Origin of the sequence: Flavobacterium sp. SLB02 (assembly GCF_009664855.1) — a bacterium.
In the GTDB taxonomy this organism is placed as follows: Bacteria; Bacteroidota; Bacteroidia; order Flavobacteriales; family Flavobacteriaceae; genus Flavobacterium.
The window spans coordinates 370,054-384,572 of sequence record NZ_CP045928.1 but is presented as its reverse complement, the minus strand read 5'-3'; the positions used below and the strand labels follow the sequence as shown (position 1 = coordinate 384,572).

General features: G+C 34.5%; 7 protein-coding genes. All 7 read right to left on the bottom strand.

Features of this window, described 5'->3' with window-relative positions; translation table 11 throughout:
- Positions 1-4 precede the first annotated feature (4 nt).
- Positions 5-1,414: a hypothetical protein gene (locus GIY83_RS01610; protein ID WP_208684251.1), complete on the bottom strand. Its 1,410-nt coding sequence runs from the start codon at positions 1,412-1,414 to the stop codon at positions 5-7.
- Positions 1,415-1,547: 133 nt separating this feature from the next.
- On the bottom strand, positions 1,548-2,447 hold the full coding sequence (locus tag GIY83_RS01605) for a hypothetical protein (protein ID WP_208684249.1): 900 nt from the start codon (positions 2,445-2,447) through the stop codon (positions 1,548-1,550).
- Between the two features lie 266 nt (positions 2,448-2,713).
- Positions 2,714-3,808, bottom strand: coding sequence for an endo-1,4-beta-xylanase (locus GIY83_RS01600; protein ID WP_208684247.1), 1,095 nt, complete (start codon positions 3,806-3,808; stop codon positions 2,714-2,716).
- Positions 3,809-3,890: 82 nt separating this feature from the next.
- On the bottom strand, positions 3,891-5,483 hold the full coding sequence (locus GIY83_RS01595; RefSeq protein ID WP_194615674.1) for a RagB/SusD family nutrient uptake outer membrane protein: 1,593 nt from the start codon (positions 5,481-5,483) through the stop codon (positions 3,891-3,893).
- Between the two features lie 41 nt (positions 5,484-5,524).
- Positions 5,525-8,551, bottom strand: coding sequence for a TonB-dependent receptor (locus tag GIY83_RS01590; protein WP_208684245.1), 3,027 nt, complete (start codon positions 8,549-8,551; stop codon positions 5,525-5,527).
- Between the two features lie 429 nt (positions 8,552-8,980).
- Positions 8,981-13,111, bottom strand: coding sequence for a hybrid sensor histidine kinase/response regulator transcription factor (locus tag GIY83_RS01585; protein ID WP_208684243.1), 4,131 nt, complete (start codon positions 13,109-13,111; stop codon positions 8,981-8,983).
- A 260-nt stretch (positions 13,112-13,371) separates the two neighbouring features.
- Complete coding sequence (locus GIY83_RS01580) at positions 13,372-13,986, bottom strand: hypothetical protein (protein WP_208684241.1); 615 nt, start codon at positions 13,984-13,986, stop codon at positions 13,372-13,374.
- Positions 13,987-14,519: the final 533 nt, after the last annotated feature.

Sequence of the window (14,519 nt, the reverse complement as noted above, 5' to 3'; positions counted from 1 at the left end):
AATTCTATTTCTTATCAAAATACTGTGTTAATTGATAGGCATTATCATTAATAATTTTCATCTCTTTTAATAAAGGCTTATACGGTTCAAATGCACTGTTTACAATACCTTTATTTGAATCTCTGTTTGAATAATCGGTGCTTAAATCTTCCGGATCGTTGTCCATATATTTAAACCAATGCCAGCCAACCGAATTTTTATTCTTAAGCAATTCTAAAGTGAAATTCTGGTAAAAAAGTCCTCTTTCTTTTTGAGTTCGAACCAGCCATCCTGCTCCGGTATTATTCGGCAATCCGGAATCTTCTCCTTTGGTGTACCATTCTGTAATTAAAAACGGTTTTCCGGACCATTCGCCCCATTTATTCATTAAATCCTGACTTGGTTCCCATTTTCTGTAATGATTAATCGAAATGATATCCATGTACTTTCCGGCCACCTTAAAAATCTCCGGATTCGTTAATTCCTGCTCTTTATCCTGATTAAAACGGCATCCTAAATAAAGATGATTGGGATCTGCTTTTTTAAGTGCAACGGTAACCTTTTTCATATAGGTTTCAAAGTAAAAAGCGGTAAACGCCATGCGGTCTTCCTGAGTAATATCTGAGGCCGAAGCGCTAAAACCTTTTCTTTGATCGAACCATTCTTTTACAGCAATATATCCTTGTTCATCTTTGGCCAATAAAGTTAAATGTTTATCTAACGCGTCGTTATACCACGGCAGTTCATTATCAGTAAAATAACCCATCAAATACTTATCATTTTTGTATTTAGAAAGATCTTTGAACGCTTTTTCGACGTATGCATCAAACTCTTTATCAAAAACCATAACCAAATCAAAACGGTAATTCTGCCAGCTGGCTTCTTTGTATTTTCCACCGTATTTTTTAATATGGTCTGAATGATACATACCCATTGGCGATATAATTACGGTATAAACCAGTGGGTTTTCTCCTTTTCTCACCAAGTCTGTATTCGACCACGCTCCTACTCCGTTAAATCCGTTATCGCGAAGTAATTTTGATTCTTGCTTTAACCAATTTTCCGGACTTCCGAATTTTTCATCAAATGCTTTTTGCTGATTTACAGATCGTCCGGCATTAAAAACGGCAACTCCTTTATAAATAAACGGATAACCATCCGGATCGATAATCCACCATCTGTTGTCTATTTTTTGGGTTCTAAAAAATCCTGTTGCTTCTTTCTGCCAGGCTTTTGATCCGCCGTAAATTGAAATAGGTTCTTGTTTTTTTATTTTAAAACCGGGAAGTTTATCAATCGTTTTGGCTTCATACGAAACCCATTTTGGGTCTAAGGCATTTTGTCTGGCTTCGACTTTTTGGTATTTTATATTATTCTGTGCGTGCAGGGAAATTAGGCTCGTAAAACAGAATATTAAATAAAGGAAATGCTTCATTACATTAGTTTTTATTTTTTTAAGAGGTCTTTTTAGTATTCAGTTATCAGTCGCAGTCGCAATATTCAGTTTAGCATGACTGAAAACTGTGACTGAAAACTGAGAACTGAGTTCACACTATGTGTTTAAAAAATTATTTAGACAAATAGATATGATCGAAATCGAAAACGTAATTATTTAAAGTTCTGATATCTTCCGGATCAACGCTTCTTAAAACCAAAATATCTTTAATTTTTGTCAGGTCTAATGCCGGATTTTGTTTTTTGTATTCTGCAATTGGAATTTTAACCATATTCCAGCTTCCATCTCTTTTAAGTCCGTATAAATTGCTTGTGGCATCAAATTCTACATATCCTGTATTCGAGGCATCTTTCATTCTAAATCTGATTTTTCCGGTGCTGGTCGTTCTTACCGCCATATTGATATAAGTGTAAGAGGAAATATCAGTGAAATTTACAAACGACAGAATTGCCATTGCCCATTTAGCTTCTGTTGCAGGTGGTGTTGCCGGAAGAGAAAAATTTCTGTACGCTCCTTCGTAACCATCATTGGCAACTTCTTTAATTACAAACTGATTGCTTGAAACCCAATTTAAAACAGGGGCCGTTTTGGTAAAATCAGGATTGTCAGAGTAAATTTTAAGTGCGTCAGCCAGAATGACAATTGGCGGAATTGCAGGAGCTTCGACCTCAACAGCAAATGTTTTCTTTTCGACTGTATTATCAACAAAAGTGATTTCGAGAGTCGTTGTAAAAGTTCCTCCTTTAGTATATTTTACCTCAACATTTCGCTCGATTGAGGCTCCCGGAGATCCGCCCTGAAAAGTCCATTTTACAGCACGAACTTTAGTTGATGAATCGGTATACGTTACCGTTTCTCCTGCTTTAACAGAGGTGTTGGTCGAAGTTGCTTCTAGCTTTCCTTTATTATAAAGATATACTTCGCGTACATCATCTTCACAGGAAAACAAACCTATGAAAAGCACTAAAAACAGGTATTTTAATTTAGATATATGATTTAGTTTTATGGTCATGATTTCTTTTTTTTGGTTATTTTTTTTAAAGAGAATAGAAGAAAGAGTAAAGAGAATAGGCTTCTCATTTTATTCTTTTTTTTGAGACAGAAGAAAGAACAAAGAATAAAGAGAATAAACTTCTCAGCAAATCTTGATTCTTGTTTTTTTTAGAAAATAGAATAAAGAATATAGAGAAAAGATTTCTCACCTAATCTTGCTTCTTCTCTCTTGTTTCTCTTCTTTTAGATCTATTTTCTATATTCTATTCTCTATATTCTAAAACTCTATTTTAATCCGTCCAAAAATCCCTGATAAGCCGGTTTCTTATTATAATCAGCGTCTAATAGCAACGGATATTCTTTTGAATGCCAGAAGCTTGTCAGCCACGTATATTTATCGGTTACACCCCAGGTTGAGATCGCAAATTTTTGATTTTGAGGCAGTTCTTCATACATAGTGGTAATGTATTTATAGGTTTCAGATTGTTTTTGCTGTTCGACATCATTAAACACATACGAATCTGATTTTGCAGTATTTACTTTAATGTCCAATTCTGAAATATGAATTAACAATCCTGTCGAAGCCAGATCTGTAAAACCCGTTTTCATGGTTTGTCGATTGGTATCGGTAGCGTAATGAAACTGATCTCCCACACCATCAATTGGTACTCCATTGGCTTTGAATCTTGTGACCATTTTTTTGATGGCAGCTCTTTTTCCTGCATCAAATACAACGCTGTAATCATTGTAGAATAATTTGGCATCAGGATCGGCTGCTTTTGCGTATTTAAAACACCTTCCGTAAAATCCAATCGGATCTTTAAAAAGCGGATTAATCACGGCTTCGTTTCTTAAAGCTCCGCCATCTGCAAAAACCTCGTTTACCACATCCCAGCTTTTAACTTTTCCTTTGTAATGTCCTACAACATCGGTAATATAAATTTTGACTTTGGTTTCGAATGCGATTGAATCGTATTTGGCATTTTTAAACCATTCCGGAAATGAATCGTACCAAACCAAAGTATGTCCGTGAATTTCCAGATTATTGTCTTTGGCAAAAGTGGTCAGATAATCGCCTGCGGTATAATTGTAAGCGGTGGCCGAAGTCCAGATGCTGGCCATTTTCATTTCGTATTCGGCCGTGATTTGACTGTAATGTTTTAAGACTGCATTTTTAAAATTGGTTTCGTTTTGTAGATCTTTCATTTTTACTGCAGCCCCAATTTTAAACTTTGCTTTTTCTTTTAAAGTCAATGTTGGAGTTGGATTCACCGGAGATCCATTATCATCAACATTAATAAAAACTGTTTTTTCGTCGTTGCTGCAAGAAGCAAATAACAAAGCGGTTAATAGACCTAAAATATATTGTTTCTTTATCATCGTGTTATTTTTTATTTGATCCGGAAATCAAAACCAAATTTGATTTCCAGCTCTATTGTTACTAACAAAAATTTGATTCTAATTAATTATACCCCACATTAAATCCTGCCGGTTTTCCCATTAAATCAATCTGAGTTTGTGGAATTGGCATATTGACCATTATTGGTGTCATTTTTAAAGGTACTTCTCCGGCGCTCGTTCCAGATGGACTTGAACGGAAATATAAATTTTGTCTTTCTACCAAAAGTCCTAATCGTTTTAGCAGAAACCATCTGTTGTTTTCAAAAGCCAATTCTCTTGCCGATTCGTCTAAATAATTATTTAATGTCCAGGTTGTTAAATCGAAAGTTGTTACAGTACTTTCCGGATTTCCGGTATATCCTCTTCTTCTCACTTTATTTAAATAGGCAAGCGCTTTTGTGTCGTTACCCAGATTATGATAGGCTTCTGATGCCAGTAAATAGGTTTCGGCTAATCTGTAATACATATAATCTTTATAACTGTTGGATGTCATTGGCAGTTTTTCTGTATCGTGGTATTTTTTTAAACTCCAATGCCAGGCTCTATAATTTCCGTTTGGCGCTGCAATTGCCGGATTGGTAATAGGCTGTCCGAATTTTGGGTTACCCACAACATTGATTTTATAATCCTGATAATTATCTGAATAGTAGTAGGTTTTAAATCTTAAATCGTTGGTTTGATCATAAAGAGATTTTAAATAATTGTTGGGATAAAACCATCCCAGAGACTGACCTCCGTAAGCCACATCCTGAATTAATTCGCTTGCATTTAACTCATACGTTCTTTGTGTAAAAACACTTCCGAGCCAAAAACCACCGCCGCCTGCCAGGTCATCACTTGGTCCTAATAGAAAATCTCTTTGATAGGTAAAAAGTGATTCTTTATGGTTGGCATTTTGTCCCCAAACCTCTGCCAATGTCACTAACCCGTGAGTTCCGTCATTGATAATGGCATCAAATTGCTTTGCTGCTTCTATCCAGTCTTGCTGCCATAAAGCGCTTTTACCACGAATATGTCTTGCAACACCTTGTCCGTAACGGCCCGCATCTACTTTAAAAGGAAGATTTGCAATAGCATAATCCAAATCGCCGTCGATTAATTTGTAAACATCTGCATCGCTGGCTACTTTGTATTCTACTACATCATTAATGTTTTCTGGTGTTGTTGGAATGGTGTCGATTAAAATCCCACCGTACATTTGTTTTAAATCTAAATACAATTCGCCTCGTATAACACGCGCCTGAGCCACTAATCTTTTTTTGGCATTTGCATCCATATTAATGCTTCTTGCCGAAGTGATAATGGCAGAACATCTGTCGATAATTTTATATCCCTGAATCCATTTTGATCCTGTAAAAGATTGCGGATTATGGCCTGTTCCGTAAGGTGTATTCCAGGTTCTGTGCAATCCTAAATCGGTGGCAACCATAAAAAATACATTGGCCCATAAATCGTTATTATCTCCGGATGGCGAATTATAATACCTCATTTGGTTGTACAGTGCATTTACTCCAACTTCTAATCCTGCCGGAGAAGTGTAGATATAATCTACAGAAATCTGATCTTTTACGTTTTCTTCCAGAAACTCCTCGCACGAAGTCAATCCTAAAGAAAGTCCGAATATCAAAACAAATAGAAAATTTATATTTTTCATGATCTTGTTATTTTTATTTTATTGATGTCTTAAATGTGCTGTTAGAAACCTACTTGTAAGCCTATAACACAAGTAACAGGTTCAGGATATTCGTTGATCTCTTTTTCAGGACTATACGACTGATAATCTGTAATGGTAATTAAATTACTTCCTGTTACATAAAGTCTCATATTGGTTAAGCCCAATGATTTAAGTGTGTTTTCAGGAAATTTAAACCCAAGTGATACGTTTTGTAAACGTATGTAAGAGGCATCCTGTAATCCTAAAGTATTGATGTACGGCGGATCGTTTCCGTCTCTTGGTCTCGGCCAGTTTCCTCCAGGGTTTTCCGGTGTCCAGTAATCTTGTTTGATACCGTTTTTAACTCCTCTTAAAGAACCACCTTTTACATAATCGTATAAAAATAAATTGTCTCTGGTAACGCCCTGAACAGTATAAATATCTGCCGAGAAATCGAAACGTTTGTATTCTAAACTCACTGAAAAAGTTCCGAACCAATCAGGCAGTTTTGAAGTAATCACTCTATCCTGATCCGGATTTGGATTTGCTCCGTTTGACGGATCTGCATCGTATAATTTTATATCTCCCGGATACAGAGTTGTTCCTGTAACAATTGGAATATTTTCGCCTTGCTGATAAATTCCAACAGCTTTATAGCGATAATACACATCGATTGGCTTCCCGATGAACCATAGATTTCCCACAGAATCGTCTTCTTTTCCATCTCCGTTGGCATCTTTACCATAAATACTTACGATGCTGTTTTTATTTTTGGTGAAAGTTGCGCCAACATTCAGTCTAAAATCTTGTTTTTTGATCAAATCTCCATTCAAAGTAATCTCTAAACCTTTGTTATTTACTTTTCCAAGATTAGACAGTTTGGTTGTATATCCCGTATTGGCATTTAAAGTTTCATAGATCAATAAGTCTGAAGTATCGGTGTTATAAACCTCAACCGTTCCCATTAATCTGTTTTTGAATAAACCAAAATCGGCGGCAAGATTTAACTGTGTTGAAGTTTCCCAGCGCAAATCCGGATTAGACAATTGCGAACCCGGAACGTAACCTGATACTTTTATTCCGTTTATAATATAATCTCTCTGGTCTGCCACTGCCATACTTTGGTACGGATCTTTGGGCTGATTCCCTACTTTACCATAACTGGCTCTTAATTTTAAATTGCTCAAAACAGGAATGTGTTCTTTCATGAAATTTTCATTTGAAACATTCCACGCCGCATTTACAGCGGGAAAAAATCCCCATTTATTATTTTTACCAAATACTGATGATCCATCGGCTCTGCCTGAAACTGTAAAATAATACCTATTGTCAAAATCATATTCCAGTTTTCCAGCAAATGAAATAAGAGAGCGTTCGTTACCGCCAATTTCCGGCGTGTTCAGGAAAGCACTTTCAATACCATAAATCCCTAAAATATCACTCGGAATTCTGTTGGATGAATTTTTAAACTCATTGTATTCTGATGATGTTATTTCGTAAACTCCTGTGGCACTAAAATGATTTTTTTCGGCCAGATTAAAGTTGTAATTCAAAATATTACTAAACTGATATTCTACATTATCCTTAAAAAGAATACTGCCGCTTCCTTGTCCTGAATTTGCAATTCCTGAAAGTGATCTCGAAGAATTAAAATTCATTGCTTTGTAATTCCAGGATCTTCTGCTGGCATTTAATTTATAGGTAAAACCTTTTAAAATGTTAATATCCAGAAACACATTCATAATATCGTTTCTGTTTAACTCATTTGTATTGGTTTCATAAATATCAATAAGCGGATTTGGTGTTTCCTGAATTCCACCCGGAAGATGACGGAACGAACCATCGTCATTGTAAATTTTACCCAGCGGTGAGGTATTAATGGCATTATTTAGAACATTCCCCACATTAGGGCTATTTGACTCAGAAAACTGAAGCGAAAGATTCATTCCCACTTTAAGCCAGTCTGTAATTCTTTGGTCAACATTAATTCTCATGGCCACTTTTTCGAAGTCGGTATTGGGTACAACACCGGAAGTATTAATGTAATTTAAACTCGTAAAAATGCTGGTTTTATCTGTTCCTGAAGAAACGCTCAAACTATGGTTATTGGTCACACCGGTTCTTAAGGCATATTTTTCCCAATCGATATATTTTCCGGATTGAACCGATTCTAATTCAAGCGGAGAAAAAACCTGATTGTCTGGTCTGTAAACGCCATTGTTACTTGTTCTATAGGCTTCTCTTTTTAGCTGGGCAAATTCTTCGCCGCTGTAGATATCGAAATTTCTATTAATTGTCTGTACTCCGGAGAATCCATTATAAGCAATTTTTGCTTTTCCTGTTTTTCCTCTTTTAGTCGTAATTAAAATAACCCCATTTGATGCTCTTGCCCCATAAATAGATTGCGCGGCGGCATCTTTTAAAATTTCTAAAGAAGCAATATCGTTAGCATTAATATCATTGATGTTTCCTATTACGATTCCATCAGCAATTACGATAGGTTCGTTGCTTCCGTTGATGGATTTTTTTCCTCTAATTTGTATTGTTGAAGAACTTCCTGGTCCGCCATCAGCTAATGATACCTGAACCCCTGCTGCTTTACCTCTTAACATTTCGGCCACATCAGAAGTAGCAACTTTAGTCATGTCACCCGGTTTAACAGATGCCACAGAGCTGATTACGTCGCTTTTCTTTTTTGTACCATATCCTACGACTATAATTTCGTCAAGTGCCTGAGAGCTTGCTTTCATCACTACTTTTAGATTCTTTTTATTTTCAGTTTCAACCGAAACCTCATCCATCCCAATAAAAGAGAACACTAATACACTTTTAGCAGCAACATTGATACTGAAATTTCCATCAAAATCTGTCTGGACTCCTTTTGATGTGCCTTTTGAAAGCACATTTACGCCTGGCAAGGGTAAGCCCTGACTATCGACTACTTTTCCTGTGATTGAGGTTTCCTGTGCATTCGTTGTGGTCGAAAGAATACACATAAACAGCAGTAAAATTAGTTTTAGATAATTTCCTCCAAGAAAAAACATCTTTTCATGTTTGTTTTTTTTCATAAGTTATTTTTTTGGTTAGTTAGTTTAAAAATCAGTCATGATTTCATTGCAAATGTGACCAATAAATGGCGTTTTTAGGGGAGGAAGACATTCGTTTTTGGGGGGAATAATGTGCTTCTTTGCAGTTTTAGGCTTTAAAAAAACGGTATTCGTAATAAAAAACTTAAATTTTTGAAATTCGATTAATTTTTAAGATTTAACCGAAAAGCACACAAAGAATAAAAACACAAAGTCCGCAAAGCTTAAATTAAACTTTGCGGACTTTATGTATAATTAGAGGCGAATTTTTACTGATTTGCTTTCGCAAAGACGCAGATTAAAACGGATCTTTAATGTTTTTAAAATATCTGCGTGAATCTGCATTTTCGCGATAGCGAATCTGTTTCATCAGCGTTCAATTAATAGCTATCGGGATTGCTGACTTTATGGCTAATTATTCAAATGAGAGTTTTTGTATTCAGTAGGCGATAAATTATAAAACCTTTTAAATTCTTTACTGAAATGTTTTCGATCGTTAAAACCTACCATATTGGTAACTTCTGATACTGAATAGCTGGTGTTCAGTAATAAACTGGTTGCTTTTTTTAATCGCATATTTTTAATAAAACCAGCTACGGATTGATTGGTAAGGGTTTGTACTTTTTTATAAAGCACGGTTCTGCTCATTCCTATTTCACGAACTAAATCATTGACATCAAAATCCGTATTATCGATGTTGGCTTCGATGATCTGGGTTAGTTTTTTTACGAATAAACCTTCGGGCGTATTTGCATTTTCGTCCTCAGTATCTGTAATAAATCCGTTTCTGTATTTCTGACGCATTATTTCTTTGGCCGATAATAAATTGGCTATTGTCAGTTTTAATTCTTCTATGCTGAAAGGTTTCGAAATATAGGCATCTGCCCCTGTCGAAAGTCCTTCAATTCTGTTTAAAGTAGATGATTTCGCCGTTAGCAGAATAACCGGAATGTGATTGGTATTGAGGTTTGTTTTTAGAATTTTACACAATTCAAAACCGTCCATTTCCGGCATCATGACATCGGTTACGATAAGGTCCGGAATTTCTTTTTCCATGTATTCGAGCGCCTTTATTCCGTCTGTAAATTTCAGGACTTTGTAATCGCTGTATAAAATATCATAGACAAAAGACAATACTTCATCGTTGTCTTCAATAACCAAAATGGTCTTTTTATTGCTGTTTTCCGGTTCTTCAATATATTGCGCCTCATACGTTTCAATTTCGGTTTTCACATCCGAGATTGGACTTGCATTTTCTTCTATTTTAATGGCATTTTCAACAATTTGCGACTTTTTAAAATGGTCTTTTCCTTTTTTTAAAGTAATAGTAAATATGGTGTTGAAATTGGCATCAGCTTCTGTTTGTACTTTAATTTCTCCGTGATGCAATTCGACAATACTTTTGCTTAAAGCAAGACCAATACCGCTTCCCAAATTGGCGCTTCCGCGATCGTCTAATTGGAAAAAGTTTTTGAAGATTTTCTTTTTTCTGTTTTCAGGAATTCCAATTCCGTTGTCTTTTACTTTTATTTCTATGGAATCTGAATCTTCTTTTTGTTCTACGGCCAAAGTGATTCGGCCGTTTTTACTGGTAAATTTAAAGGCATTCGAAAGCAGATTATAAATCACTTTCTCCATCTGATTTTTATCAAAATAAATCAAAGCGGTATTGATGTTGAGAACGAATTTGTAATCGATTTTTTTCTCGACAGCAAATCCGCGGAAGGATTCGTAAATATCAAAACAGAAAGAAACGATATCCTGCTGTTCGCAATAAATTTTCATGCTTCCTTTTTCGGCTTTTCTAAAATCCATTAATTCATTGACTAATTTTAATAATCGGTCAGAATTGTTTTTGATGACTTTGAGTTTGTGTTCGAGATTCGAATTCTTTTCGGCACTATTTAAAAGTTCCTCAACCGGACCGCTTATCAGTGTTAACGGCGTTCTGATTTCGTGCGAAACATTGGTAAAAAAATCCAGTTTCATTTTGTACAATTCCTCTTGTCTTTCTTTCTCGACTTGTTCCAGATAAAAAGCTTGTTTTAATAATTCACGATTTCTTAAAAATCTAAATAATAAAACGGATCCGGCTAGTAATAATCCGAAATAGAAAATATAAGCCCACCATGTTTTCCACCAGGGCGGTAACATGATTATTTTTAAGGTTTTAATGGCTGGATTCCATTTTCCACCGCCATCTGCCGTTTTAATTTTCAAGAGATAAGTTCCCGAATTTAAATTGGTAAGATTGATATAATGCTGTGAACCAATGGTATGCCAATCGTCTTTATTAAAGGAACTTTCGAGTTTATAGGCATATTCGTTTTTTTCGGGAGAAACAAAATTCATTGCACTGAATTCCAATCCAATATATCCCTGATCATGATGCAGGGTAATTTCCTGAGTTTCACTTATATCTTCTTTTAGTTCCACTTCTTTACTTCCGGGTCTGATTTCTTCATTGTTCACGATAAGCTTCGTTAAAACAATCTCTGCATTATCCGGAGATTTTATGAGTTTGGATGGATTAAAAACAATCAATCCGTTTGAAGATCCGAAAATTAGCTCGTTATCATTTAATTTTAAACTGCTGTTGTTCGAGAACTGCTTTACTTTTAAACCGTCTTTTGCGGAATAAGAAGTAATTTCAAAATCAGAAATAGCGGGAGCTGTTCTCAATTTCCTGGTTCTGATTTTATACAGCAAATTATTGTCGCTGATCCAGATATTTCCCTTTGCATCTTCTGAAATGCTCTTTATGGTTTCATCTGTAAAACCCAGCGCGCGGTTGATTTCGAAAAAGTGTCCGGCTTTTTCATTCAACAAATTGATGCCGCCACTTTCAGAACCTACCCAAAATCTTTTCTTAGAATCGGTAAACATAACCGTAAGGCTGTTATTAGGCAATCCGCTGACTTTTCCTGATTTATAGATTTTGGTAACTCTTTTAAGTTTTTTATCAAAAAAGTTCAAACCGTATTGTGTAGCAATCCACAAGCCGTTTTCGCGGTTTGCGATATCTGTAATGAAATTATCGCTGAGCGCGTTTGAAGTTCCATCGGCCATATAACTTTCTATGGTTCCGTCCGGCAGTATTTTTTTTAATCCATTTCCGTTTGTTCCTACCCATAAATCATTATTATCAAGTAACAAAGAAGTTATCGGTCGGCTGCGTTCTTTGGGGTTTGGAGAAAGCGGAATTTTGCTGAATGTTTTGCTGTTTTTATTAAACTTAAATAATCCGTTGAAAGTTCCGCAAAACAAACTTTCCTGATTCTGATTTACTAAAGCCGTAATCATATTGACGCTTTTATCAAAATCATTGGTATCGATTAAATACGAAGAATTTTTGTTGTTTCTAAAATCCAGAAAATTCAAACCGCCTCCGTTTGTTCCTACCCAGACAGCATTGTTATTTTCTTTAGAAACGGCATTTACCAAGGCGCTGTTTAATCCGAAATTGGGTTTTATAACCTCTCTTACGTTGGTAAAATTAGTATTGGTTTTCTGGAAAAAGTTCACACCTCCGCCATTGGTTCCTATCCAGATATCATCGTGACGGTCTTTTAGGAAACATTTTACATCATCGTCAGACAAGCTGTAACTTGTAAGGGGATTATGCTGATATTTTGTAAACTCATTTTTGTCTTTTTTATAAATGCACAATCCGTTTTTTGTGGCAAACCAAATCGTATTGGCATCTACCGCCACAATATCATTGACCCAATTTGATGATAAACTTTTCTTATTGCCGGAATTCTGAAGATAATTTTTTACGGAATTTGCGGCTGCATTATAATGAAAAACTCCGTTTGCTTCGGTCGCAAACCATAAATCGCCATTTTTTTCTTTAATTATTTTCCAAATCTTAGAATGGATTAAAGCTTCATTTTCTTTTAAAGTTTTCGGAAGTTCTTTTCGCGATCCGTTTTTAGGGTCAAAACAATCCAGTCCTTTTGCTGTGCCTACTAAAACACCATAATTACGATCATAAAACAGTGATAAAACCCTGCTTTTTCTAAAAGGGGAATTATGATCGTTTGAAATTTCTTCTAATAAATACTGCTTTTTATTTAAGCGTTTGACGCCTCCAAAAGTTCCAATCCAGATTCGGTTTTGATCGTCCTGAATGATAGATGAAATGTAGTTTCTACCCCCTTTTACTTTTTGGACGTCGACTCTTAAAAAATCACGTTCTCTTTTATTAAAAAGGTTCAGACCGTTATTGGTTCCTACCCAAAGCTGTTTTTCGTTATCTTCTAAAACAACATTAATATGGTTGTTGCTTATGGTATTTAAAATGTCTTTATTGTAAGCATATCTTAAAAAACTGTAGCCGTCGTAACTAATTAATCCGTTTGCGGTTCCGATCCAAATAAACCCTTTTTTGGTTTGATGAATACTCGAAATCATGCTCTGCGAAAAACTCACATCGTAATCGATATGATCAAAATACAAATCTGATCCCTGAGCGATCGCACTAAAGGAAATGGAAAGAAATAATACAAGACTTAAAATGCAGCTTTTAATGTTCTTCATAAACTGATTTACTTACAGATCAATGATTAATTAATGCGATTGGTTTATTTGCTCTAAACTTAGAAAAAAAATAAACCAAACGCACTGCAAGATAAATCTAAAACAAAAAAAGAGATGTCGCTATTTTTTCTTTTTAAGGAGTGTATTTGTACTTATTAATAGAATGAAGTACTCCTGAAGACTTAATTTAACTACTTCTGAAAGATTCTTATTATACTTTTTAATTCATTTCATCATTTAAAAAACCATATTTTGAAGGTTTAGTAGAAATACTGTTTTTTTAAATCAAAGACTTCACTACTGATATAATATTTGTCTTTTACTTTTATAATTTTTACTTCAGGAATCTGCTTATTTTCCATGTATTCTGAACCTGAAAGAAGATTCTTTTTATGATATAAAAACAAAGTATCTGCATTTTGAAAAGGTACAAGCAAATCTTTTAACGTTCTTTCTGCTACATAAACAGAATCTTTAGAAATTTTTATATAATAGGTATAGTTGTAATTTGGTTCATAAGAATCTAAAGGAAGAATATAATCTCTGTACCACGAATTGTCAATCTTTACTTTGTTAATATGATTAAAAAAAGCAGTTTGTAAATCATTGGATTTTTTTTCAATAAAATTAATTCTCCAATTCATTTCTTTCTTCTTTTTTTCATCAGAATTTATAGAAAAGGAGTCTATTTTTTCCCATGAATTATTTTTATACTGATACAAATCCGTTTGATACTTTTCTTTAAGATTGTAGGGACTATCATTTCCCGGAGTTGGAACTAAATATTTTTTGTCAATAAAAAAAACATATATATCAAATACTTTTTTATATTCTTCAATGCTTAATTTATCTACGTTTTTTTTGTAAATTCTCATAGTTATCTTTATCTATATATTTTGAATGTTTTTCAAAAAAGTGAAAATCTTTAGGAATTAAAAAAGTTACTAAATTTCCCAGGTCATTTAGACTTTGGGGATTGTATGTAATTCCATTGTCATATGATGTGGAAAAATAACTGCCATATTTAGTACTAGCATACTCATATTCGTTAATTTTTAATACTTTATCAAATTGAGTTGGCTGACTTCATTTTGATAATAAATATTTTCCTTTTTTTCTGAGCTTTTATCTTTGCATCCAATGATTGAAATTATAATAAATAAAATTAAACCATATTGTTTTAATGGATTCATATTTTATAGTTTTTGTCTCCCAAAATAACCAATAAATCCTGTATGAGCAAACAAAGCTTTGTCTTTAGTTTTATAAATAGAAGTTCTTGTACAATAAGGTATGGTATAGCCTCCTTTTTCTTTATTTGTAATTTCATCGGCACTTCCAGTTTTTCCTATTGCTTCAAGTATAGTAACTAGATCATTTGCACTATCATATTTATATACAATCCCTG

Coding starts and splice junctions, on each gene's coding strand:
- GIY83_RS01610 (WP_208684251.1), bottom strand. CDS start 1,414: ATGAAGCATTTCCTTTATTTAATATTCTGTTTTACGAGCCTAATTTCC.
- GIY83_RS01605 (WP_208684249.1), bottom strand. CDS start 2,447: ATGACCATAAAACTAAATCATATATCTAAATTAAAATACCTGTTTTTA.
- GIY83_RS01600 (WP_208684247.1), bottom strand. CDS start 3,808: ATGATAAAGAAACAATATATTTTAGGTCTATTAACCGCTTTGTTATTT.
- GIY83_RS01595 (WP_194615674.1), bottom strand. CDS start 5,483: ATGAAAAATATAAATTTTCTATTTGTTTTGATATTCGGACTTTCTTTA.
- GIY83_RS01590 (WP_208684245.1), bottom strand. CDS start 8,551: ATGAAAAAAAACAAACATGAAAAGATGTTTTTTCTTGGAGGAAATTAT.
- GIY83_RS01585 (WP_208684243.1), bottom strand. CDS start 13,111: ATGAAGAACATTAAAAGCTGCATTTTAAGTCTTGTATTATTTCTTTCC.
- GIY83_RS01580 (WP_208684241.1), bottom strand. CDS start 13,986: ATGAGAATTTACAAAAAAAACGTAGATAAATTAAGCATTGAAGAATAT.